The following is a 24,249-nucleotide window of genomic DNA, read 5'->3' on the forward strand; positions in this document are numbered from 1 at the left end:
ACCGCGGGGCGCGTCCAGGCAGTGGACGCGCCCCGCGGGGTGCCGGGTTCAGCGGATGGGGCGGTGGACGTTCTCCCCGATGGCCGGGCCGGGGGTGGCGTCTGCGATCCAGGGGCCGTCGCCGCTGGGGTCGATGACCCCCTCCTCCAGCCAGGTGTAGGTCCCGGAGAGGACACCGTCGACGACGCGCCTGTCGATGTCGTCGGTGTTGGACCAGAGCCGGTTGAAGAGCTCCTCCACCCGGATACGGGCCTGCCGGCAGAACACGTCGGCGAGCTGGTAGGCCTCGCGGCCGTGGTCGTCGTCGGCCCGCAGGTGCTCCGCCCGGACGCAGGCGGCGCTCATCGCGAAGAGTTCGGCGCCGATGTCGACGATCCGGCCCAGGAAGCCCTGCTTGGTCTCCATGCGGCCCTGCCAGCGGGACATCGCGTAGAAGGTGGAGCGGGCGAGCTTGCGGGACGAGCGCTCGACGTACCGCAGGTGCGCGGAGAGGTCGGGGTGCCCGGGAACGCGGAACTCGCCGTAGGCGTTGGGCAGCTGACCGGGGCCGCTGACCAGCCTGGGGAGCCAGCGCGCGTAGAACCCGGCGGCGTTGGCGCCCGCCTTCGCCTTGTCGGAGAGCGGCTTGTCGGGGTCGATGATGTCGCCGGCGACCTTGAGGTGGGCGTCGACGGCCTCGCGGGCGATCAGCAGGTGCATGATCTCCGTGGAGCCCTCGAAGATCCGGTTGATCCGCATGTCGCGGAGCATCTGCTCGGCGGGGACGGCGCGTTCACCGCGTGCCGCGAGCGAGGCGGCGGTCTCGAAGCCGCGTCCGCCGCGGATCTGGACGAGTTCGTCGGAGATCAGCCAGCCCATCTCGGAGCCGTACAGCTTGGCGAGCGCGGCCTCGATGCGGATGTCGTTGCGGCTCTCGTCGGCCATCTGCGAGGAGAGGTCCACGACCGCTTCGAGGGCGAAGGTGGTGGCGGCGATGAAGGAGATCTTGGCGCCGACCGCCTCGTGCCGGGCCACCGGCCTGCCCCACTGCTCACGGACCGCCGACCACTCGCGGGCGATCTTCAGGGACCACTTGCCGACGCCGACGCACATGGCGGGCAGCGAGAGGCGGCCGGTGTTGAGCGTGGTGAGGGCGATCTTGAGTCCGGCGCCCTCCGGGCCGATCCGGTTGGCCGCGGGCACGCGGACCTCGTGGAAGCGGGTGACGCCGTTCTCGATGCCGCGCAGGCCCATGAAGGCGTTGCGGTGCTCCACGGTGATGCCCGGGGAGCCGGCCTCGACGACGAAGGCGGTGATGCCGCCCTTGTGGCCCTCGGACTCGGGGACCCGGGCCATGACCACGAGCAGGTCGGCGACGACCCCGTTGGTCGTCCAGAGCTTCACTCCGTCCAGGACGTAGTCGTCGCCGTCGGGCACGGCCGAGGTCGCGAGCCGTGCCGGGTCGGAGCCGACGTCGGGTTCGGTGAGGAGGAAGGCCGAGATGTCCGTCCGCGCGAGGCGGGGCAGGAAGGCGTCCTTCTGCTCCTGGGTGCCGAACATCTTCAGCGGCTGCGGTACGCCGATGGACTGGTGGGCGGAGAGCAGCGCGCCGATCGAGGGGTTCGCCGAACCGGCCAGTGCGAGAGCCTTGTTGTAGTAGACCTGGGTCAGGCCCAGACCGCCGTACTTGGTCTCGATCTTCATGCCGAGGGCGCCGAGCTCCTTGAGGCCGTTGATCACCTCGTCGGGGATCCTGGCCTCGCGCTCGATGAGGGCGCCGTCGACGTGGGCCTCGCAGAAGTCGCGCAGCCGGGCGAGGAAGGCCTCGCCGCGCCGTACGTCGTCCGGGGCGGGCTGGGGATGGGGGTGGATCAGGTCCAGCCGCAAGCGTCCGAGGAAGAGTTCCTTGGCGAAACTCGGCTTGCGCCAGTCCTGTTCACGGGCGGCCTCGGCCACCTGCCGCGCTTCGCGCTCGGTGACTTTGGGGGCCTGGGGAATGTCGGATGGGGCGGACATGAGGAGCTCACCTCGCCGCGAGTCGGGGTAGGGGTCGGGCCGTACGCGTGCCGATCGGTACCACTCGTCACGTATCTACCCGATCCGCGTCACCCCCACCACCTCTGCGGCAGGCCTCAGGCCGCACACGGAAGCGGCCGGAGCCCCCGCACTGCGGGCTCCGGCCGGTCCGTCGCGGTGTCCGGACTACAGGGCCAGGCCAGTGAGGACCAGCACCCGCTCGTAGGTGTAGTCGTCCATGGCGTAACGCACGCCCTCGCGGCCCACTCCGGACTGCTTGGCGCCGCCGTACGGCATCTGGTCGGCGCGGTAGGAGGGCACGTCGCCGATGACCACGCCGCCCACCTCCAGGGCGCGGTGGGCGCGGAAGGCGGTCTGCAGGTCGTGGGTGAAGACGCCGGCCTGCAGTCCGTACTTGGAGTCGTTGACGGCGGCGAAGGCCTCTGCCTCGCCGTCCGTCTTCCGGATGTACAGGACCGGGCCGAAGACCTCTTCGCAGGCGATCGTCGTGGTGTCGGGGAGGTCGGCGAGGACCGTCGGGGCGTAGGTGGCGCCGTCGCGCTTGCCGCCGGTCAGCAGCGTGGCGCCCGCGGTGACGGCCTCGTCGACCCAGGACTCGACGCGGCGGGCGGCGTCCTCGCTGACGAGCGGGCCGACGTCGGTGGCCGCGTCGGAGGGGTCACCGGTCACCAGGGCCTCGACGGCCGCGACGATCTTCGGGACGAGCCGGTCGTGGACGGCGGCGTCGGCGATGACCCGCTGCACCGAGATGCAGGACTGGCCGCCCTGGTAGTTGGAGAACGTCGCGATGCGGGTCGCGGCCCAGTCCAGGTCCTCCTCGGAGGCCCAGTCACCGAGCACGACCGCGGCGCCGTTGCCGCCGAGCTCGAGGGTGCAGTGCTTGCGCGGCACCGACTCCATGATCGAGTAGCCGACCGGACCGGACCCGGTGAAGGAGATCACCGGCAGCCGCTCGTCCTGGACCAGGGCGGGCATCTTGTCGTTGGGCACCGTCAGCACGGACCAGGACCCGGCGGGCAGGTCCGTCTCGGCCAGCAGCTCGCCCAGGATCAGCGACGAGATCGGGGTGGCCGGCGCGGGCTTCAGGATGATCGGCGCACCGACGGCGATGGCCGGGGCGACCTTGTGGGCGCTGAGGTTGAGCGGGAAGTTGAAGGGCGCGATGCCGAGGACGGGGCCGCGCGGGAAGCGCCGGGTGAGTCCGAGACGGCCGGTGCCGCCGGCGTCCGTGTCCAGCCGCTGGGCGTCGCCGCCGTTGAAACGGCGGGCCTCCTCGGCGGCGAACCGGAAGACGGAGACGGCCCGGCCGACCTCGCCGCGGGCCCACTTGACGGGCTTGCCGTTCTCGGCGGAGATCAGCTGGGCGATCTCCTCGGTGCGCTCCGTGAGGCGGCGTACGACGTGGTCGAGCGCGGCGGCCCGTACGTGCGCCGGGGTCGCGGCGAACTCCTCGCGCACCGCGTACGCGGCGGCGACGGCCTCCTCGACCTGGGCGTCGGTGGGCACGGACACCGTGCCGACGAGGCGTCCGTCCCAGGAGTTGGTGACGTCGAAGCTGTCCTCGCCGGTGGCCTGGCGGCCGGCCAGCCAGAAGGCGTGGGTGGAAGTCATGGCGGTTCCGGCCCTTCGGGGGTGGTGTACGACGATCGCCGGGCGCCACGCGGGCACCCTTCGGCCCCACCGTAGGGCGACCCGGTACGAATGAGGCTTGTCCGCCGTGGAGTGGAGCGCGGGACGGATACTCCGGTTTGTCGCAGCCGGACCGGGCTACTGCGCCCCGGAGGACGCGGCCGTCGTCTTCAGGGCCAGCCACAGGTCCATCCGGACGTCCGGATCGTCCAGTGAGCGACCGAGGATCTCCTCCACCCGGCGCATCCGGTAACGCAGGGTGTGGCGGTGGACGCCCAGGTCGGCGGCGGCCGCGTCCCACTGGCCGTGCCGGGAGAGCCAGGCGCGCAGGGAGGCGACCAGATCGCCCCGGCCCTTCGCGTCGTGTTCGTGGAGCGGCCGGAGCATCCCGTCGGCGAAGGCCCGTACGGCGTCGTCGGCGAGGAGCGGCAGGACGGAGCCGGCCGCGAGCTCCTCGTGCTCGACCAGGGTCCTGCCCCGGCGGCGGGCGACCGAGAGCGCCTGCTCGGCCTGCTTGTAGGCGGCGGAGACGGCGATGGGGCCGGAGGGCGCGGACATGCCGACGACCACGCCGGCGTCGTCGGCGCCCTCGCGCACCGGCTTTCCGTCAGCGGCCCTGGCATGGGCCGCGCAGGCCTCGACGGCCGCGCCCCCGTCCACGGCCAGCACCACGAGGCGTTCGCTCTCGGGCACCGTCAGCAGGGGCTCGCCGGACCGCGAGGCGGCGGCCTCCATCGCCTCGGCGAGCAGTTCCTTCCCGGAGGGCTCCGGCGCCTCGGCGATCAGCAGCCGGAAGGGGGCGTCGAGCAGCCCGCCGTACAGGTCGCCGGCGACGGCCCTGGCGTGGTCGGACTCACCGGCCAGCAGCATGCGCAGTACCGCGGCGCCCAGTCGCTGCTCCGCGCCCTGGAGCGCGCGGGAGCGGGCCGTGGTCAGGGTCAGCAGGGCGACCGCGGAGTGCACCGCGTAGCGCTCCGCCGTGCCGAGCGCCGCCCCGGTGCCGACGGCCAGCGCACCCCTGTTCCGGCGCCCGGCGCCCAGGGACTGGAGCTCGACCCGGTCGTCGCTGTCGCTGTCACCGACGACCGCGCTCGCCGGGGCGGGGCGGTCGCGCAGCCGCTCCACCTCGGGGGTGAGCCGGGCGGCGCGGCGCGCGGCCCAGCCGGGCGCGGCGGCGACGACGGCACCCGAGGTGTCGTACAGCGCGGCCCATCCGTCGACGTGCGCGGCGAGGCGGGTGAGCAGCGCCCCGGGGCCGTCGCCTGCGACGGCGGCGCGTGTCAGCTCCCGCTGGGCCTCGAAGCCGGCCGTGACCGACCGGTACTGGTCCGCGGCGATCGCCGCGGACACCGCCTTGCTGATGGCGAGGAACGGTGTGCGCCGGGGCACCTCCAGGAGCGGCAGCCCCGCCTCCTCGGCGGCGTCCACGAGTGCCGGCGGGATCTCGTCGTACGTCACTCCCACCGCGAAGCCGAGCCCCGCGACACCGGCGCCGGCCAGCCGCTGTACGTACCGGCGCATCGTCTCCGGGTCCCGGGCGTCGAGGTTGGTCGCGGTGACGAGGAGCAGCTCACCGCCGTCCATGTACGGGACCGGGTCGGCGAGCTCGCTGGCATGCGCCCAGCGCACGGGCGTACCGAGCCGGTCGGCGCCCGCCCGGACGGTGAGCTTGAGCGCCGAGTGCTGGACGAGCGAGGCGAGGGTGGGAGGCATGGGACCGCCGGACCTCCGGGAGTCGAGGGCACCGTCCGTGCGGACGGCTCGAATGCGCCGCCCCGTACAGACGACCGGTTTCGATTCTGCCAGGGCGGCAGGGTCCCCGTAACCTCCCGCTCAGCCGCCCAGCTCGACCAGCAGCGGGGGCGCGTGCTCGCCGTCCACCGTCGTCAGCGACAGGACCGCATGGCCCGCGGGCAGCTGGTACGCCAGCTCCGAAGCGGACCAGCGCTCCCGTTCGACCCGCCGCACGGTCACGGCGTCCCTGGTCACCGCCTTGCCGGTGACGAGTTTGCGCAGCCCGTGCAGGGCACGGGTGAACGGCTGGTCCGCGAAGACCGCGTGCTGGGCGACCTCGCGGGTCTCCACCCACTCCTTGCCCCAGACCTCGGCGAAACGCTTGCCGTCCCAGGTGGTGACCCCGCTGAAGACCATGCAGCAGCCGACGGCGCCGAGCAGCGCGGTGTGCAGCCCCTCGGGTACGTCGTCGACGGTGCGCAGCGTGAGGAGCGCGCCCGCGTTGACGGACCGCAGCCGCCGGATGCCCCGGACGGTCTCAGGGGTGACGGTGTGCGTGGCGTCGTCGAGGACCAGGCAGGCGAAGAGCGACCGGTCGGTGCGGGCGGCGGCGATCGCGGTGAACTGGGCGAGGACGAGCCGGGTGAGCAGCCGCGACGCCTCGGCGTGTGCCCGCTCGGGAAGGTCGATCCTGACCCGGAGCGGCAGGTGTTCGAGGGAACGCAGCGAGAAGGGCCGGGCGTCCTCCCCGGTGGCGAAGAACGGTGCGAAGGCGGGCCGGTCGAGCAGTGCGATCCGGTCGGCGAGCACCGGCCCGGGGTCTCCGGCGCCGCCCTTCTGCCGGGTGCGGGCCTCCAGCTCGCGCAGCATGGCGTGGTGGCCGCCCGCCCCGAGTGCCTCCCGCAGCGCGCCGGTCGCGGCCAGGTCGCCGTCGAGGAGCTCGCGGAGCTCGGGCACCCCGGGGAAGTGCCCGTGGACGGCGCGGTAGGGGCCGAGCAGCTGGGCGAGCACGGTGGCGGCACGCCTGCTGTCCAGGTGGGTCACATCGCCGGCCAGGCCCTCCGCGAGGACGCTCGCCGCCTCGTCGGGGTCGGTCGTGCCGCCGTAGAGGTCGAAGTCGTGCACGGAGGCCGGGTCGCCGATCCGCACCACGACGTCGAAGGCGTCGTCCGGGCCGAGCTCGCCTCCGGCGCCGCCGACGGCCAGCACCGCGGCCCGGCCCGCGAGAGCCTGCAGGGCGAGCGACTCGACGACGGGCCGCACCAGCCGGGCGGTCTTGCCCGCGCCCGGCGGGCCGACCGCCAGCAGCGAGGTGCCCAGCAGCGCGGGTTCCATGGCGATGCCCGAGCCACGTCGGGCGTACGGGTTGCGCGGGTCGTCGGCGCAGCCGCCGAGGCGGACCTGGCCGGTGAGCAGATCGTGCCGGGCGGTGCGGCGCGGCAGGTCCCGGGCGCCCGAGGGGTGGAGCGCGGCGGCGCCGCCGGCGCGCAGGACGGCCTCGGTGAGCGCGGCGAGCCGCTCGGGGTGCCCGGTGCCCACGGTCCAGGCGTGGCGCAGCCGCGCCACGTCGACGTCGTTCATGCGGCCGGTGCGCACCTCGGCGGTGAGGGCGTCGGCCGCGTCGGTCAGGCCGGCCGCGCGGAGCTCCGGCCACTGGTCGGGGGTGGGAGCAGCCGGCGGCCCGGCAGGGACCCGGGGCTCCGTGGCGGCGCCCTTGCCGAGCCGGGTGGCGAGCAGCGCGCGCCAGTGGCCGAGGCGGGCGAACGGCCAGAGCACCGCGACGGCGATCAGTGTGTAGAGCACGTTGACGACGGCCTGGCTCTGGTAGATCTCGCCGCCGGCGACGGCCGCGACGAGGATCAGCACCGGCCGGACCACCGGCACGGCGTCCTTCCACACGAGGAACTCGGCCAGGGCACCTGCGGCGGCGGTGGCCAGCGCGAGGAAGGGCTGCCCCCGGCCCGCCACATGGCGCCGGAAGATCTCGGACCAGTTGCCCAGCCGCCCGCAGCCGTAGACGAGGAGCCCGAAGAGGACGGCCTCGTAGACCGTGAGGGCGTCGGCGCCCTCGATCGTCCGGGGCCCGCCGAACGTGCCCGCGTACCACCAGTCGCCCGGGGTGAAGAGCTTCAGCGGGACCAGCCGGTAGGGGATGTACCCGTTGCGCCAGAGGGACCACAGGAGCAGCCCGCTGAGTACGGAGATGAGCACGCCGACCAGCAGTGAGCGGTCGGACACCCCCTCGGGCTTCTCGGGCGGGCGCGGGGTGTGCCCGTAGCGCCACACGCCCGGTTCCCGCACGGGGCGCGGGGTGCGCAGCCATTCCCCGACACCGGCGTCGCCCGCAGGTGGCCGCCGGGGGTCCGGGGCGTACGCGGGAGGCGGTGGCGCGGCGGGCGGTGGCCCGGCCGGCCGGGGCACCCGGTCCGCGCCCGTGCCCCGTGCGTCGTACGTGCCTTCGGTGTCCATGAACCGCTGCCCCCTGACCAGCCACGTCCCGCCCTCTGCACCGGCCAATCTAGTGCCCGGACACCGGGAGTTCAGCCATGCGGCCGTATGACCCGGCCCGGGCGTCGCCGGGCGGCCCCGCCGGGGCACCTGTCCGCCGCGGACAAGGACACGCCCCCACCACTCCCGATCGGAGCATGACCGCTGCCCGCACCCGCCCCTAGCCTGCAGAAAGAGAAGCGTCCGAAACACCCCCAGGAGCCCCGCATGTCCGACATCCCGCAGGAGCGCCGCGTCGTCACCGCCATTCCCGGCCCGAAGTCGGTGGAGCTGCAGGCCCGCCGCGTCGCGGCGGTCGCCGCGGGCGTGGGTTCCACGCTGCCGGTCTTCACCGCCCGTGCGGGCGGCGGAATCATCGAGGACGTGGACGGCAACCGGCTGATCGACTTCGGTTCCGGTATCGCCGTGACGTCGGTGGGCGCCTCCGCCGAGGCGGTCGTGCGCCGCGCGTCGGCCCAGCTCGCCGACTTCACCCACACCTGTTTCATGGTCACGCCGTACGAGGGGTACGTCGAGGTCTGTGAGCAGCTCGCCGAGCTGACGCCGGGCGACCACGCCAAGAAGTCGGCCCTGTTCAACTCGGGCGCCGAGGCCGTCGAGAACGCGGTGAAGATCGCCCGCGCCTACACGAAGCGCACCGCGGTCGTGGTCTTCGACCACGGCTACCACGGCCGGACCAACCTCACGATGGCGCTGACGGCGAAGAACATGCCGTACAAGCAGGGCTTCGGTCCGTTCGCGCCCGAGGTCTACCGCGTGCCCGTGGCGTACGGCTACCGCTGGCCGACCGGCGCGGAGAACGCCGGTGCCGAGGCGTCCGCGCAGGCCATCGACGAGATCACCAAGCAGATCGGCGCGGACAACGTCGCCGCGATCATCATCGAGCCGGTCCTCGGCGAGGGCGGTTTCATCGAGCCCGCCAAGGGCTTCCTGCCGGCGATCGCGCAGTTCGCGAAGGACAACGGCATCGTCTTCGTCGCGGACGAGATCCAGTCCGGCTTCTGCCGCACCGGCCAGTGGTTCGCCTGCGAGGACGAGGGCATCGTGCCCGACCTCATCACCACGGCCAAGGGCATCGCGGGCGGCCTCCCGCTCTCCGCGGTGACCGGCCGCGCCGAGATCATGGACGCCGCGCACGCCGGTGGCCTGGGCGGCACGTACGGGGGCAACCCGGTGGCCTGCGCGGGTGCGCTCGGTGCCATCGAGACGATGCGCGAGCTGGACCTGAACGGCAGGGCCAAGCGCATCGAGGAGGTCATGAAGGGCCGGCTCGCCGAGATGCGGTCGAAGCTCCCGAACGGCGACATCATCGGGGACATCCGCGGCCGCGGCGCGATGATCGCGATCGAGCTGGTGAAGGCGGGCACGAAGGAGCCCGACGCGGCCGCCGCGGGGGCGCTGGCCAAGACCTGCCACGGCGAGGGGCTGCTCGTGCTGACCTGCGGCACCTACGGCAACGTCCTGCGCTTCCTGCCGCCGCTCGTCATCGGCGAGGACCTGCTGAACGAGGGCCTCGACATCATCGAGCAGGCGTTCGCGCGCCTATGACGCGTGCGAACGAACGGGGCGCCGGGCGGGGTTCACGACGGCTCCGAACGGCGCCCGGGTGAGGGCGTGTGAAGAAGGTGTGCGGGGGCGATGGCGGGATACCGTTGCCACTTCCGGCGCCTCCTCCCTCTGACGTACGGTTTTCCCAGATGAGAGAAACACCCCGCCCGCAGGGGACTGCGGGCGATGCCGGGCCGGAGCTCCCCCAGCGCCGTCCCGGCCGTGCCATCGCGCACACCGCTGGAGCTTCGGGCTCCGGGACTCCTCACCGATCGGATGGCCGCCCGCCCCACACCCCCCGGGGCGCGCGGCAAACCGGTCCGACCGGCCACCTCGGAACAATCCCCCCTGTTCCCCGGTGGCCGGTTCTTCTCGTTTCGACGGCCGGAGCGCTGCTCGCGCTCTTCCTCGTGATCACCTGGCAGGTGCTGGCCGACGGCCCGCTGCTGGATCCCGACGAACGGCTCGGCCTGGAGCTGGCGGGACGCGGTCCGGCTCCGCTCGCGGACCTCTTCGCCGATCTGGGCAACATGCAGGTCGCCGTCCCCGTACTGGCGTGCGCGGTCCTCGTCGCCTGGCTGCGGCACGACAGACGCGCGGCGGTGTACGCGGTCCTGGCCATGGCCGCCGTCCCGGCGCTCGTCGTACCGCTCAAGCTGTGGACGGACCGCCAGGGGCCGCTGACACAGGCGACGGGCTACTTCCCCTCGGGTCACACGACGACGGCGATGGTGGCGTACGGCGCCGCGGCCCTGCTGCTCGCCCGGCATCTGAGGCGGACATGGGTGACGCTCGTCGCCGCCGTCCTGCTGACGGCGGCGACGAGCGCCGGTCTGGTGCTGCGCGGCTACCACTGGCCGCTGGACGTGGTGGCCGCCTGGTGCCTGAGCGGGGTGCTGCTGCTCGCGCTGCGGGCCGGCACGAGGAGCGGTCAGCCGCCGGAGTAGGCGTCGAACGTTCTTCGAGAACTCCCGGTCGCCGAAGCGGTCCCGGTTGATCGGCCGTCAGACCTCCGGCGGCGCCTCACCTCCCGTCACCGCGCACGCCGCGTGCGGCCGCGGCCTCGTGCAGGGCGAGCTCCAGGAGGGCCGCGTCGGTGAGCGTGCCCGAGCCGTCCGGCGGGATCAGCCATCGCACCCCGCCCACGACGGCGCCCGGCCGGGGGACGACGATCCACGCCCCCTCCCCCACGCCGCGGATACCCGTACCGCTCCAGCGGGCCGCCGTTCCCGGAGGCACGAGGAAGCCCATCCGGGAGTCTCCGAAGTCCGCGAGGACGGGACCCGGACTGTCGAGGAGCCGGGTGAGCACATCGAGCGTCGGATGGCCCAGCTCACCGGGAACGATCAGCACGTCCCAGCGCTTCCCGGCCGGCAGGAGCGCCATCCCGTGCGGGTTGCGCTCCCACTCCCTCCGGCACCTGCCCGGATCCGGTGCCACCGATGCGAGCCATGCGACCGCGGCTTTCGCCCCCGTGCCGGTCATGGACTGCCTCCCTGTCTCCCCGTGGGCACCGGCAGGGTCCTGCCGGTGCGTTCACGGGAGAGAGAGGGATGGCGCCCGGTCATGACGCGGGTCCCCCCACCGGCCGGCAGTGATCTGGATCACCCGGGACCGGCGGCCGGACCGCGCCCCGGCCGCCCGCCCGGTTCAGCTGTCGAAGCCCAGACCCAGCCGGTCCATGGCCCGCAGCCACAGATTGCGGTGTCCGCCGTGGGTGTCCGCACGCGCCAGGGACCTCTTGGTGAGCTCAATCCCCGCCCAGGCGAAGGGCTCGGGCGGGAAGGGCACGGGCCTGGAGCGGACCATCCGCAGAGCGGTCCGCCCGGTCTCCCGCCCCGACAGCAGGTCGAGCATCACCTCGGCACCGAAGCGCGTGGCCCCGACACCCAGCCCGGTGTATCCGGCGGCGTACGCGACCCGCCCGCGATGGGACGTGCCGAAGAACGCGGAGAAGCGGGAACACGTGTCGATCGCGCCTCCCCAGGCATGGCTGAAACGCACACCGGCCAGCTGGGGGAAGCACTCGAAGAACTGCCCGGCGAGCTTCAGGAAGGTCTCCGGCCGCTGGTCCAGCGAGGGATCCAGCCGGCCGCCGTACGGATAGACCGCGTCGTATCCGCCCCACAGGATCCGGTTGTCCGCGGAGAGCCGGAAGTAGTGGAACTGATTCGCGCTGTCACCCAGACCCTGGCGGTTGCGCCAGCCGACCGAGGCGAGCTGATCCGCGTCGAGGGGCTCCGTCATCAGCGCGTAGTCGTACACCGGGACCGTGTACGGGCGCACCCGCCGCACCAGGGACGGGAAGATGTTCGTGCCGAGAGCGACGTCACGGGCGAACACCCTGCCGTACGGGGTGCGCACGGCCATGCCGGCGCCCGACGGGGCGAGTCCGAGGCCGGGGGTGTGCTCGTGGATGCGTACGCCGAGGCCGAGGCATGCCTCCTTCAGCCCCCAGGCGAGCTTCGCAGGATGCAGCATGGCGACGCCGCGGCGGTCCAGCAGACCGCCGAGGAATGTCGGTGAGTCGACTTCCGCGCGCACCTGGTCCCGGTCGAGGAACTCCATCCCCCCGAGGCCGAGTTCCTGGGTCCTGCGATGCCATTCCCGCAGCTCGTCGAGCTGGTGGGGCTGCGTCGCGACGTCGATCTCGCCGGTGCGCTCGAAGTCGCAGTCGAGGGAGTAGCGGGCGACGGCCGTCTCGATGGCGTCGAGGTTCCGCGCGCCCAGCTCCTCCAGCTTCCCGATCTCGTCCGGCCAGCGTTCCAGCCCGTTGGCCAGGCCGTGGGTCAGCGAGGCGGCACAGAAACCGCCGTTGCGGCCCGAGGCGGCCCAGCCCACCTCGTGGCCCTCGATGAGGACGACGTCGCGCCCGGGGTCCCGTTCCTTGGCGATCAGAGCGGTCCAGAGGCCGCTGTAACCGCCGCCGACGACCAGGAGATCGCACCGCTCGTCGCCGGTCAGCGCGGGAAGGGCCGCCGGCTTCCCCGGGTCGTCGAGCCAGTAGGACAGGGGCCGTGCGCCGGAGAGTGAATGTGCGGCAGTACGCATGGCATCCGGGGCCATGGTTTCCAACTCCTTCGGGTTCTACTTTCGCGCGTTGCTCCTCCGCCGGTTCGCGACGAGCTGTCCGGCGAGGACCACCGCCACGGCGATGACGAACATCGCCGTGCCGATGACGTTGATCTGAACCGGTGTTCCACGCTGCGCGGATCCCCAGACGAACATGGGGAACGTCACCGTGGAACCCGCGTTGAAATTGGTGATGATGAAGTCGTCGAAGGAGAGCGCGAAGGCGAGCAGCGCTCCCGCGGCGATCCCCGGGGCGGCGATCGGGAGGGTCACCCGGACGAAGGTCTGCACGGGTCCCGCGTAGAGGTCGCGGGCTGCCTCCTCCAGCCTCGGGTCCATGGACATCACCCGTGCCTTGACGGCTGTCACCACGAAGCTGAGACAGAACATGATGTGGGCGATCAGCACGGTCCAGAAGCCCAGCTGCGCACCCATGTTGAGGAAGAGGGTGAGCAGCGAGGCGGCCATGACGACCTCGGGCATCGCCATCGGCAGGAAGATCAGCGAGTTGATCGCGCCGCGGGCCCGGAAGCGGTAGCGGACCAGCGCGAAGGCGATCATCGTGCCGAGCGCGGTCGCGCCGATCGTCGCCCAGAAGGCGATCCGCAGCGAGAGCGAGAGCGAACCGCAGAGGTCGGCGACGCCGCAGGGGTCCTTCCAGGCGTCCAGGGAGAACCGCTGCCAGGCGTAGTTGAAGCGTCCGTTCGGCTTGTTGAAGGAGAACACCATGACGACGATGTTCGGGAGGATCATGTACGCGAGGGTCAGCAGACCGGCGAGCACGACCAGGTTCCGGCGGATCCATCGGAGTACGGGCATCAGACCAGGTCCTCCGTACCGGAGCGGCGGATGTAGACGGTGACCACGAGCAGGACGACCGCCATGAGGATGAACGAGAGGGCGGCCGCCGTCGGGTAGTCCAGGACCCGCAGGAACTGGGTCTGGATGACGCTGCCGACCATCTTGGTGTCGGTGGAGCCGAGGAGCTCCGCGTTGACGTAGTCGCCGCTGGCCGGGATGAACGTCAGCAGGGTGCCGGAGACGACCCCCGGCATGGACAGCGGCAGCGTCACCTTGCGGAAGGTGGTGGCGGGGGTGGCGTACAGGTCGCGCGCGGCCTCGTGCAGGCGGCCGTCGATCCGGTCCAGCGAGGTGTACAGCGGCAGGATCATGAACGGCAGGAAGTTGTACGTCAGACCGCAGACGACCGCCATGGGGGTGGCCAGGACCCGGTTGCTCTCCGTCCAGCCGAGCCAGGCGGTGACGTCCAGGACGTGCAGGGTGTTCATCACGTCCACGACCGCACCGCCGTCCGCGAGGATCGTCTTCCAGGCCAGCGTCCGGATCAGGAAGCTGGTGAAGAACGGTGCGACGACGAGCACGAGCACCAGGTTGCGCCACCGGCCCGCCTTGAACGCGATCAGATACGCGAGCGGGTAGCCGAGCAGCAGGCACAGCAGCGTGGCGGTGCCCGCGTACAGCAGGGAACGGACGAACTGCGGGTAGTACTCGGCGAGTGCGTCCCAGTAGGTCCGGAAGTGCCAGGTGACCTCGAAGCCCTTCTCCAGGGATCCGGTCTGTACGGAGGTCGACGCCTGGTAGACCATCGGCAGCGCGAAGAAGACGAGCAGCCACAGGATGCCGGGGAGCAGCAGCCAGTACGGGACGAGCCGCCTGCGGGCGGACGGCTTGCGTACGTCGGGCTTCTCGGGGGGCGCCGGTGGCGCCTCGGTGGCGCTCACGCCGCTTCCTCGAGGGCTTCGGCGCCGGCGTGGATGTGCTGGGCCGCGTCGAGTCCGAAGGTGTGCTCGGGGTTCCAGTGCAGGACGACCTCGGCCCCGGGTACGAGCCTGCCGTCGCGCTCGATGTTCTGCTCGTAGACCTGGAGCGCCGTGCCGGCCGGGCTCTCGACGACGTACTGCGTGGAGACGCCGATGAAGCTGGAGTCGGTGATGCGGCCGGCGACCCGGTTGCGGCCGTCGGGTATCGCGGCCGCGTCATCGGTGTGGGTGAGGGAGATCTTCTCGGGGCGCACGCCGACGAGGACCTTGCCCCCGCTCTCCGCGGAGGACGGACACCGCCCGCCGGGCAGCCTGAGCTTCCCGCCGCCGGCCGCGACGACGACGTCCGTACCCGTGGAGACGATCCGCCCCTCGATGAGGTTGGAGGTGCCGAGGAAGTTCGCCACGAAGGTGGTCCGGGGGTTCTCGTACAGCTCGGCGGGGGCGCCGAGCTGTTCGACCCGGCCGCCGTTCATCACCGCGACGGTGTCGGCCATGGTCATGGCCTCCTCCTGGTCGTGGGTGACGTGGACGAAGGTGATGCCGACCTCGGTCTGGATCCGCTTGAGTTCGAGCTGCATCTGACGTCGCAGCTTGAGGTCGAGGGCGCCGAGCGGCTCGTCGAGGAGGAGCACCTGGGGGTGGTTGATGAGCGCGCGGGCCACGGCGACGCGCTGCTGCTGGCCGCCGGACAGCTGGTGCGGCTTGCGTCGGGCGAAGTCGCCGAGCTGGACGAGGTCGAGCATCTCGCCGACCTGCTTGCCGACGGACCTGATGCCGCGGCGGCGCAGCCCGAAGGCGATGTTCTCGCTGACGTCGAGGTGCGGGAACAGGGCGTAGCTCTGGAAGACGGTGTTGACCGGCCGCTTGTACGGGGGCAGGTCCGTGATGTCCCGGCCGCCGAGCGAGACCGTGCCGGTGGTGGTGTCCTCCAGGCCCGCGATGATGCGCAGGGTGGTGGTCTTGCCGCAGCCGGACGCGCCGAGCAGCGCGAAGAAGGAGCCCTGCGGGACGGTGAGGTCGAGGGGGTGCACTGCGGTGAAGGAGCCGTAGGTCTTGCTGATCCCGGTGAGACGGACGTCGCCGCCCTCTGTCTGCTGCTGTGTCATGGGTCGCGGTCCCAGTGGTGTCGGAGGGGAACGGGAAGGGGACGGGCAGGTCAGGCGCCGATGAGCTTGGCGAACTTCTCCTCGTACGCCGTCTCTTCCTCGGCACTGAGGGAACGGAACGCCCGCGACTTCGCGGCCATCGCCCTGTCGGGGAGGATCAGCGTGTTGGACGCCATCGACTCGTCGATCTTCGCGAGCTCCCCGGCGACCCCGTCCACGGGGCAGACGTAGTTGATGTAGGCGGCGAGCTGGGCGGCGACGGGGGGTTCGTAGTAGTAGTCCATGAGCTTCTCGGCGTTGGTCTTGTGCCGTGCCCTGGCCGGGACCAGCATGTTGTCGCTCGAGGTGATGTAGCCGGCGGACGGGATCGAGAACTTGATCGCGGGGTTGTCGGCCTGGAGCTGGATGATGTCTCCCGCCCAGGCCACGCAGGCCGCGATGTCGCCCTTGCTCAGGTCCGCGGTGTAGTCGTTGCCGGTGAAGCGGCGTATCTGCTTCGTGTCGACGCCCTTCTGCATCCGGCCGACGGCCGCGTCGAAGTCGGCGTCGGTGAAAGACCCGGGGTCCTTGCCCATGTCGAGGAGCGTCATGCCGACCGAGTCGCGCATCTCGGAGAGGAAGGAGACCTTCCCCTTCAGTTTCGGGTCGTCGAGCAGCTGGGTGACGGAATCGACCTTCCGGCCGCCGGTCGCCTTCTCGTTGTAGGCGATGACGGTCGGGATACCGGTCCACGGATAGGAGTAGGCCCTTCCCGGGTCCCAGTCGGGCGTACGGAACTGGGACGAGAGGTTGGCGAAGGCGTGCGGCAGGTTCGCCTGGTCGAGCTTCTGTGCCCAGCCGAGCCGGATGATGCGGGCGGCCAGCCAGTCCGTCACGATGACGAGGTCGCGTCCGGTGTCCTGGCCCGCGGCGAGCTGCGGCTTGATCTTCCCGAAGAACTCGACGTTGTCGTTGATGTCCTCGGTGTACTTGACCTTGATCCCGGTGCGTTTCGTGAACGCGTCGAGGGTCGGACGGCTCTTCTCGTCCTCGCTGACGTCCATGTACTCGGTCCAGTTGGAGAAGTTGATCTGCTTCTCCGCTGCCGAGTGGTCGTCGGAGGCCGCGGTGTCCCCCTCCCGCTTCGCGGGCGGGATGCCGCAGGCGCTCAGCGCTCCGAGGCCGCCGAGCGCGAGGGCTCCCATGCCCGACGCCCGGAGAAGCGAACGGCGGGTGAGGGCGCCCCTGCCATGGGTGAGGCTGCGCCTCATGGCGGCCAGCTGCGGCGCGGAGAGGCGCTCGGGCTCGTACTGCTCCATACGCGTGTGCCCTTCCGGGTGGGTGGGGCCGCCGGGCGGCGGCCGCTGCTATCGGTCCCCGAAGACGGTGCGGTGCCAGTCCTTCCGGGCCACCGCGGTGTTGTCGTACATGACGTGCTTGACCTGCGTGTACTCCTCGAACGAGTACGACGACATGTCCTTGCCGAAGCCGCTGGCCCTGTATCCGCCGTGCGGCATCTCGCTGATGATCGGGATGTGGTCGTTGATCCACACGCAGCCCGCCCTGAGCTCACGGGTGGCGCGGTTGGCCCGGTACAGACCGGTGCTCCAGGCGGAGGCGGCCAGTCCGTACGGGGTGTCGTTGGCGAGGCGGATTCCCTCGTCGTCGGTGTCGAAGGGCAGCACGACCAGGACGGGACCGAAGATCTCCGAGGTGACGACCTCGCTGTCCTGGGCGGCGCCGGTGATCAGGGTCGGCAGGTAGTAGGCGCCGGCGGCGAGTTCGCCGCCGGGCGCCTCACCGCCGGTGACGACGGTGGCGTAGGCGCGGGCCCTGTCGACGAAGCCCGCGACGCGGTCGCGCTGCTGACGGCTGATCAGCGGTCCGAGATCGGTCGACGGCTCGAAGGGGTCGCCGAGGCGCACGGTCTCCATCAGGGCGGCGACCCCGCGCACGAACGCGTCGTAGAGGGGGCGCTGGACGTAGGCGCGGGTGGCCGCCGTGCAGTCCTGGCCCGTGTTGATCAGGGCTCCGGCGACCGCTCCGTTGACCGCGGCGTCGAGATCGGCGTCGTCGAACACGAGGAACGGCGCCTTGCCGCCGAGCTCCAGGTGCAGGCGCTTGACGGTGGCGGTGGCCAGCGCGGCGACCCGCTTGCCGACGGCGGTGGATCCGGTGAAGGAGGTCATCACGACGTCGGGGTGGCTCACGAGGTGCTCGCCCGCGTCCCTCCCGGCACCGGAGACGATGTTGATCACCCCGTCGGGGATGCCGGCCTCCGTGGCCGCCTGGGCGAACATCAGCGAGGTCAGCGGCGTGATCTCGGCGGGCTTCAGCACGATGGTGTTGCCCGCGGCGACGGCCGGGAGGATCTTCCAGGCCGCCATCTGGAGCGGGTAGTTCCAGGGAGCGATCGAGCCGATGACCCCGAGGGCCTCACGGCGTACGCAGGAGGTGTGGTCGCCGCTGTACTCGGCGGCCGCCTTCCCTTCGAGGTGACGGGCGGCACCGGCGAAGAACGAGGCGTTGTCGACGGTGCCGGGGACGTCGAACCCGGCGGACAGCTTGACGGGCTTGCCGCACTGCAGGGACTCGGCGTACGCGAGGTCCTCCGCCCGCTCGGCGAGTACGGCGGCGAAGCGGTGCAGCGCCTCGGACCGTTCGGCGGGGGTGAGCCCCGACCAGCCGGGGAACGCCTCACGGGCGGCCGCCACGGCGGCGTCGACGTCGTCGGTGCCCGCCAGTTCGTAGCGCAGGACCGTGCTGCCCGTGGCGGGGTCGACCACGTCCTGATGGCAACCCGAGGTGCCGTGGCGCAGCCGTCCGCCGATGTACTGCGCACCCCCGGCGAAGCGGTCCTGCGGCTGGAAGCCCTTGCCCATGACGTTCTCCTCCGCTGCGCCGTGACCAGGGCCGGCGTAGCTTCTCGTCGAATTGAGTGCCGATCCTGACAGAGCAGACCTCTACCAACAAGTGATTCCGTTGTTTCCTTTTGGTTACGCAACGGAATCTGTCGACGAAGTGTCTCGCGTGTACGGAAATCCCTGTACTGACTGTCAGTGGCGGATGCCAGACTCGGCTGCCATGGGACAGGAACACATGGACCTCCTCCTGGCGCGTACGGCACGCGGGGAGAGCCTGAAGTACCTGCCGTTCTGGGGGCACCGGCCCCGCGTGGACGGCAGGCTCGGGGAGAGCTGCCTCAGCCAGTGGTGGCCGGCGCCGTTCACCGTCGATTCGGTGACCTACGCCTCGGCCGAGCACTGGATGATGGCCGGCAAGGCGCGGCTGTTCGGGGACGCGGAGGCCGAGGCGCGGGCCGTGGCGGCGGGCAGTCCCGCCGCGGCGAAGGAGGTGGGCCGGCTGGTCAGGGGGTTCGACGACGGCCTATGGGCACGGGAGCGGTTCGCCCTGGTCGTCGCGGGCAGCGTCCACAAGTTCGGGCAGGACCCGGCGCTGCGTGGGTACTTGCTGGGCACCGGGGAGCGCGTGCTCGTCGAGGCCAGTCCGATGGACCGGATATGGGGCATCGGGCTCACCAAGGACGATCCCCGCACCGCGGACCCGGCTTCGTGGCGTGGGCTCAATCTGCTGGGCTTCGCGCTCATGGAGGCGCGTGCGCGGCTGCGCGCGGGGTGACACGGCGTGCGGCCGGGTCCGGGAGGTACGTCCCGGACCCGGCCACAGGCGGCCGTTCACCGCTGGTCAGCGGGAGGTGCCGACGACCAGTGACGTGGAGTAGGGATCGTCGTAGTCGTAGCCGCTTCCCGATTCGTCGTTGGCGATGGCCCAGATGATGAATCCCAGGAAGACCGCGCTGATGACGATTCCGATCGACCCCAGGATGATCCCGGCGAGCGCCATGCCCCCGTTGCTCGCCTCACCCCGCCTGGCTCGGCCCCGGCCGATGATGCCGAAGATCAGGGCGAGGACGCCCAGGACGACTCCGAGCCCGTACATGCAGAAGCCGACCACCGCGATGATGCCGAGGACCATCGCGGCGATGCCCAGCCCGTTCGCGGGCGCCGGACCCCAGGGCTGCTGGCCGCCGTAGCCCGGGTATCCCGGGTAGCCGTACGACGCCGAGGGCGCGGCGGGCGCGGACGGGTAACCGTAGGACGCGGCGGGTGCGGCGGGCTCGGACGGGTAACCGTACGACGCCGAGGGCGCGGCGGGCGCGGACGGGTAGCCGGGCTGCCCGGGTCCGTTCGGCCCGACCGGCGGCGCGGGCACGGGCGGCTGCTGCGGGCCGAAAGCCCCGGTGGGTCCGGGTATGGGCCCGTTGCCCGAGTCGGGGCTCGGCATGGACGTGACCGTGGGCTGGTTGTGCACCGCGGGCGGGACGGCGTCCATGGGCTGCTTGCCCAGGTCGACCCTGTTGTCCGGCGGAGCCCACGGATCGCGCGGCGCGCCCTCGCCCCCGGGCTGCTGTGTGTTGTCTGACATGGGCCTCCCCCATCGTGGTCCCGCCATGCTACGGCCCGGTCTCCGGCCGCAGGGCCCCGCCTACGATGATCGGTGCAGCCGGTGCACCCGGCCGAAATCAGAGATCCGGGAGTATCCGATGAGCGATCTGCACCCCTTCATCGCGGGGCTGCCCAAGGCCGAGCTCCACGTCCACCACGTCGGGTCGGCTTCGCCCCGCATCGTGGCCGAACTGGCGGCACACCACCCCGACTCCAAGGTCCCCACGGACCCCGAGGCACTGTCGGACTTCTTCACCTTCACCGACTTCGGGCACTTCATCGACGTCTATCTCTCGGTGGTGGACCTGGTCCGCACCCCCGAGGACGTCCGTCTGCTGACCTTCGAGGTCGCCCGGGACATGGCGCGGCAGAACATCCGGTACGCGGAACTGACCGTCACCCCGTTCAGCTCGACCCGCCGGGGGATCCCCGAGCAGGGCTTCATGGAGGCCATCGAGGACGCCCGCAAGGCCGCCGAGGCCGAGCTCGGCGTCGTCCTGCGCTGGTGCTTCGACATTCCGGGCGAGGCCGGTCTCGAGGCGGCCGAGGAGACCACCCGGCTCGCCGTGGACCTGCGGCCCGAGGGGCTGGTCTCCTTCGGACTCGGCGGGCCCGAGGTCGGCGTGGACCGTCCGCAGTTCAAGCCCTACTTCGACCGCGCCGTCGCGGAGGGTCTGCACTCCGTCCCGCACGCCGGAGAGACCACGGGCCCGCAGACCGTCTGGGACGCGCTCACCGCGCTCCGCGCGGAGCGCATCGGCCACGGCACCAGCTCAACCCAGGACCCGAAGCTGCTGGCCCATCTCGCCGAGCACCGCATCGCCCTCGAGGTCTGTCCTACGTCGAACATCGCCACCCGCGCGGTCGCCGACCTCGACCGGCACCCGATGAGGGAGATGGTGGAGGCCGGCGTCCTCGTCACGGTCAACAGCGACGACCCGCCGATGTTCGGCACCGACCTCAACAACGAGTACGGGGTGGCGGCCCGCCTGCTCGGCCTGGACGAGCGCGGGCTGGCCGGCCTGGCGAAGAACGCCGTGGAGGCCTCGTTCCTGGACCCGGCCGGCAAGCGGACGCTGGCCGCCGAGATCGACACGTACACGACGAACTGGCTGGAGGCTCCCGGCCGCTGACCCAGGCGGTCACAATGGCTCCATGACCACCACCGTCACCGCCGTGGCACACCGCGGCGATCCCTACCGTGCCCGCGAGAACACCCTGCCCTCGATCCGGTCCGCCGTGGAACAGGGCGCGGACGCGGTCGAGATCGATGTCCGCGTCACACGGGACAGGGTGCCCGTGCTGCTCCACGACTCCACGCTGGAACGCCTGTGGGGCCACGACGTCCGCCTCGACCGGCTGGACCGGCGGGAGTTGCTGGAGAGGAGCGGCGGCGGGGTGCCGACCCTGCGTGAGGCACTGTCCGCCGCCGGCGACCGCCGGATCATGCTCGACCTGCCCGGCGCGACCGACGCGTCGGTGCGGGAGATCGTCGGCGTGGTGCGGGAGTGCGGGGCGCGGGAGCGCGTGTACTACTGCGCGGACACGCACGCGATGCTGAGGGTGCGCGCTGCCGATCCGTCCGCCGAGATCGCACTGACCTGGACGACGCTCGCCCCTCCGCGTGCCGTACTGCTCGAAGCGGTGCGTCCGCGCTGGCTGAACTACCGTTTCGGGCTGCTGAGCCGCGAGCTGACGGGCCGCGTCCACGCCGACGGGCTGCTGGTCTCGGCCTGGACGGTGGACACCCGGCGCACGATGCGCCGGCTGCTGGCGTACGGCGTCGACTCGATCACCACCAACCGGATCGACGCGCTCCGGGCGCAGTTGGCCAACTCCCGCTCCCGTGGCGCCTCTTGATCGGTACCGGCATCATGGGCGGTCCGTACCGCCCGTGATCTCTGGAGCAGACGTGACCGAGCCCGGCCCTCGTACCGCACCCTCCCGTGTCCGTACCGACATCGCCCACAACGCCCGGGTGTGGAACTACTGGCTGGGCGGCGGGGACCACTACCCCGTCGACCGCGTGGTGGGCGACCGGGTCACCGGCATGTATCCGAGCATCGGCGAAGTCGCCCGCGCCGACCGGGCGTTCCTCGGCCGGGCGGTGCGTCATCTGGCCGGTGACACGGGGATCGGCCAGTTCCTGGACATCGGCACGGGGCTGCCCACTGCGGACAACACCCACGAGGTCGCCCAGCACACGGCGCCCGACGCCCGCGTCGTCTATGTCGACAACGACCCGATCGTCCTGGCGCACGCCCGTTCCCTGCTCACCAGCTCGCCCGAGGGCGCTACCGGGTACATCGAAGCGGACGCCCGGGATCCGGAGCGGATCCTGCGCGCGGCCGGCCGGACCCTGGACCTCCGGCGCCCGGTCGCCGTGATGATGCTGGGCATCCTCAACTTCGTCCTGGACACGGAGGAGGCGCGGAGCATCGTGAGGACGCTGATGGACCCGCTGCCGTCGGGGAGCCACCTGGTACTCACCCATCCGACGCTGGAACTGGGCGGCGCGGGCAACGAGACCGCGATGCGCTTCTGGAACGAGAACGCCACCCCGCCGATCACCGCCCGCAGCCGCTCGGAGTTCGCCTCGTTCCTCGACGGCCTGGACGTCCTGGAACCGGGCATCGTGTCCTGCTCCCGCTGGCGGTCCGGTCCGACCGCGCGGACCCCCGAGGTGGCCCAGTTCGGCGCGGTGGGCCGCAAGCCGTAAGCGCGGACGGCGAATGAGGCGGGCACGGCGACGGGCACGTCACCCATCGCCACCAGCTGCTTGATCATGCGCCGGACGACGAGGAGCGGGATGACGCCGAAGACCTCGAAGAACATGTCGACGACGGCCCACCGGAAGGGGATGTCCCGGATCGGCCCGCAGATCAGGGGACACGCCAACGGCCCCGGGCAGGGCCCGGGGCCGTGGTCGCCGCTGTGCGCGGGTCAGTCGTCGAGCGACGTCATGACGTGCTTGATGCGGGTGTAGTCCTCGAACCCGTACGCGGAGAGGTCCTTGCCGTAGCCCGACTTCTTGAACCCGCCGTGCGGCATCTCGGCGACGAGCGGGATGTGGGTGTTGATCCACACACAGCCGAAGTCGAGCTTCTTGGACATCCGCATCGCGCGGGAGTGGTCCTTGGTCCACACCGAGGAGGCCAGCGCGTACTCGACGCCGTTGGCGTACTCCACGGCCTGGGCCTCGTCCGTGAAGGACTGGACGGTGATGACGGGCCCGAAGACCTCGTGCTGGACGATCTCGTCGTCCTGCCGGAGGCCGGAGACGACGGTCGGGGCGTAGAAGTAGCCCTTGTCGCCGACCCGGTGGCCACCCGCCTCGACCTTGGCGTGCGCGGGGAGCCGCTCGATGAACCCGCTGACCTGCGCCAGCTGGTTGGCGTTGTTGAGCGGGCCGTACAGCACGTCCTCGTCGTCCGGCAGACCGGTCTTCGTGTCGGCCGCAGCCTTGGCGAGCGCGGTGACGAACTCGTCGTGGATGGACTCGTGGACCATGACACGGGTCGCGGCCGTGCAGTCCTGGCCGGCGTTGAAGTAGCCCGCGACGGAGATGCCCTCGACGGCCTTGGCGATGTCGGTGTCCTCGAACACGACGACGGGCGCCTTGCCGCCGAGCTCCAGGTGGACGCGCTTGACGTCCTTGGCCGCGGACTCGGCGACCTGCATACCGGCCCGTACGGAGCCGGTGATCGAGGCCATCGCCGGGGTCGGGTGCTCGACCATCGCGCGGCCGGTCTCGCGGTCACCGCAGATGACGTTGAAGACGCCCTTGGGCAGGATCTGCCCGATGATCTCGGCGATCAGCACGGTCGACGCCGGAGTGGTGTCGGACGGCTTGATGACGACGGTGTTGCCCGCGGCCAGCGCCGGGGCGAACTTCCACACGGCCATCATCATCGGGTAGTTCCACGGCGCGACCTGGGCGCAGACACCCACGGGCTCGCGGCGGACGATGGATGTGAGTCCCTCCATGTACTCGCCGGCCGAGCGGCCCTCCAGCAGCCGGGCGGCGCCCGCGAAGAAGCGGATCTGGTCCACCATCGGAGGGATCTCTTCGGTGCGGGTGAGCTCCAGCGGCTTGCCGGTGTTCTCGGACTCGGCCGCGATGAGGTCCTCCGCACGCTCCTCGAAGGCGTCCGCGATCTTCAGCAGTGCCTTCTGGCGCTCGGCGGGCGTCACGTCACGCCACGCGGGGAACGCGGCGGCCGCGGCGGTCATGGCGGCGTCGACGTCGGCCTGTCCGGAGAGCGGGGAGGTCGCGTAGACCTCTTCCGTCACCGGGTTGACCACGTCGATGGTCCGCCCGTCCGCGGCGTCCCGGAACTCTCCGTTGATGTAGTTGCGCAGACGGCGCACCTCGGTGGTCACAACCACCCCTCCTGTCGGCTGTCC

The 24,249-nt window shown here is 71.6% G+C and carries 19 protein-coding genes; 6 read left to right on the top strand and 13 right to left on the bottom strand.

Annotated features, from left to right (window positions below; all coding sequences use genetic code 11):
* Window positions 1–48: 48 nt before the first annotated feature.
* The 4 genes from BFF76_RS02975 to BFF76_RS02990 form a co-directional block, all read right to left on the bottom strand.
* A complete protein-coding gene (locus BFF76_RS02975; RefSeq protein ID WP_031100331.1) occupies window positions 49–1,995 on the bottom strand; it encodes an acyl-CoA dehydrogenase family protein in 1,947 nt (648 codons plus the stop codon).
* A gap of 186 nt (window positions 1,996–2,181) precedes the next feature.
* Window positions 2,182–3,627: an aldehyde dehydrogenase family protein gene (locus BFF76_RS02980; protein WP_065847090.1), complete on the bottom strand. Its 1,446-nt coding sequence runs from the start codon at window positions 3,625–3,627 to the stop codon at window positions 2,182–2,184.
* A gap of 156 nt (window positions 3,628–3,783) precedes the next feature.
* Complete coding sequence (locus tag BFF76_RS02985) at window positions 3,784–5,358, bottom strand: PucR family transcriptional regulator (RefSeq protein ID WP_065847092.1); 1,575 nt, start codon at window positions 5,356–5,358, stop codon at window positions 3,784–3,786.
* 120 nt (window positions 5,359–5,478) lie between these two features.
* Window positions 5,479–7,848 (bottom strand): hypothetical protein, encoded by a 2,370-nt coding sequence (locus BFF76_RS02990; protein WP_053929037.1) that lies wholly within the window; start codon window positions 7,846–7,848, stop codon window positions 5,479–5,481.
* A gap of 246 nt (window positions 7,849–8,094) precedes the next feature.
* On the opposite strand from BFF76_RS02990, the gene gabT reads away from it, so the two are divergent.
* Complete coding sequence (gene gabT / locus BFF76_RS02995) at window positions 8,095–9,435, top strand: 4-aminobutyrate--2-oxoglutarate transaminase (protein WP_053929036.1); 1,341 nt, start codon at window positions 8,095–8,097, stop codon at window positions 9,433–9,435.
* 149 nt (window positions 9,436–9,584) lie between these two features.
* Window positions 9,585–10,382, top strand: a complete 798-nt coding sequence (locus BFF76_RS34530; RefSeq protein ID WP_078958790.1) for a phosphatase PAP2 family protein — start codon at window positions 9,585–9,587, stop codon at window positions 10,380–10,382.
* 76 nt (window positions 10,383–10,458) lie between these two features.
* Here the strand turns inward: BFF76_RS34530 and BFF76_RS03005 are convergent, their stop codons facing one another.
* From BFF76_RS03005 to BFF76_RS03035, 7 genes are all read right to left on the bottom strand, one after another.
* Window positions 10,459–10,920, bottom strand: a complete 462-nt coding sequence (locus BFF76_RS03005; RefSeq protein ID WP_031100317.1) for a hypothetical protein — start codon at window positions 10,918–10,920, stop codon at window positions 10,459–10,461.
* Between the two features lie 165 nt (window positions 10,921–11,085).
* Window positions 11,086–12,501, bottom strand: coding sequence for an NAD(P)/FAD-dependent oxidoreductase (locus BFF76_RS03010; protein WP_031100315.1), 1,416 nt, complete (start codon window positions 12,499–12,501; stop codon window positions 11,086–11,088).
* Between the two features lie 21 nt (window positions 12,502–12,522).
* A complete protein-coding gene (locus BFF76_RS03015) occupies window positions 12,523–13,326 on the bottom strand; it encodes an ABC transporter permease (protein ID WP_031100314.1) in 804 nt (267 codons plus the stop codon).
* On the bottom strand, window positions 13,326–14,249 hold the full coding sequence (locus tag BFF76_RS03020; protein ID WP_065847094.1) for an ABC transporter permease: 924 nt from the start codon (window positions 14,247–14,249) through the stop codon (window positions 13,326–13,328). Before BFF76_RS03020 ends, BFF76_RS03015 begins: the two co-directional genes overlap by 1 nt.
* Window positions 14,246–15,397, bottom strand: coding sequence for an ABC transporter ATP-binding protein (locus tag BFF76_RS03025; RefSeq protein WP_065847096.1), 1,152 nt, complete (start codon window positions 15,395–15,397; stop codon window positions 14,246–14,248). Before BFF76_RS03025 ends, BFF76_RS03020 begins: the two co-directional genes overlap by 4 nt.
* Window positions 15,398–15,447: 50 nt before the next feature.
* Complete coding sequence (locus BFF76_RS03030) at window positions 15,448–16,695, bottom strand: polyamine ABC transporter substrate-binding protein (protein WP_065847097.1); 1,248 nt, start codon at window positions 16,693–16,695, stop codon at window positions 15,448–15,450.
* 48 nt (window positions 16,696–16,743) lie between these two features.
* Window positions 16,744–18,258 (bottom strand): gamma-aminobutyraldehyde dehydrogenase, encoded by a 1,515-nt coding sequence (locus tag BFF76_RS03035; protein WP_065847099.1) that lies wholly within the window; start codon window positions 18,256–18,258, stop codon window positions 16,744–16,746.
* 217 nt (window positions 18,259–18,475) lie between these two features.
* On the opposite strand from BFF76_RS03035, the gene BFF76_RS03040 reads away from it, so the two are divergent.
* Window positions 18,476–19,015, top strand: coding sequence for an NADAR family protein (locus BFF76_RS03040; RefSeq protein WP_053929033.1), 540 nt, complete (start codon window positions 18,476–18,478; stop codon window positions 19,013–19,015).
* 66 nt (window positions 19,016–19,081) lie between these two features.
* On the opposite strand, the gene BFF76_RS03045 is transcribed toward BFF76_RS03040, so the two are convergent.
* Window positions 19,082–19,822, bottom strand: a complete 741-nt coding sequence (locus tag BFF76_RS03045) for a DUF4190 domain-containing protein (RefSeq protein WP_031100500.1) — start codon at window positions 19,820–19,822, stop codon at window positions 19,082–19,084.
* Between the two features lie 118 nt (window positions 19,823–19,940).
* On the opposite strand from BFF76_RS03045, the gene BFF76_RS03050 reads away from it, so the two are divergent.
* The 3 genes from BFF76_RS03050 to BFF76_RS03060 are packed head-to-tail and all read left to right on the top strand — an operon-like array spanning window position 19,941 to window position 22,561.
* Window positions 19,941–20,975, top strand: a complete 1,035-nt coding sequence (locus BFF76_RS03050; protein ID WP_031100502.1) for an adenosine deaminase — start codon at window positions 19,941–19,943, stop codon at window positions 20,973–20,975.
* 22 nt (window positions 20,976–20,997) lie between these two features.
* Complete coding sequence (locus tag BFF76_RS03055) at window positions 20,998–21,702, top strand: glycerophosphodiester phosphodiesterase (protein ID WP_031100504.1); 705 nt, start codon at window positions 20,998–21,000, stop codon at window positions 21,700–21,702.
* A gap of 52 nt (window positions 21,703–21,754) precedes the next feature.
* Complete coding sequence (locus tag BFF76_RS03060; RefSeq protein WP_031100507.1) at window positions 21,755–22,561, top strand: SAM-dependent methyltransferase; 807 nt, start codon at window positions 21,755–21,757, stop codon at window positions 22,559–22,561.
* Between the two features lie 224 nt (window positions 22,562–22,785).
* Here the strand turns inward: BFF76_RS03060 and BFF76_RS03065 are convergent, their stop codons facing one another.
* On the bottom strand, window positions 22,786–24,225 hold the full coding sequence (locus BFF76_RS03065) for a gamma-aminobutyraldehyde dehydrogenase (protein ID WP_031100509.1): 1,440 nt from the start codon (window positions 24,223–24,225) through the stop codon (window positions 22,786–22,788).
* Window positions 24,226–24,249: the final 24 nt, after the last annotated feature.

It is taken from the genome of Streptomyces mutomycini, assembly GCF_001700505.1.
In the GTDB taxonomy this organism is placed as follows: Bacteria; Actinomycetota; Actinomycetes; order Streptomycetales; family Streptomycetaceae; genus Streptomyces; species Streptomyces mutomycini.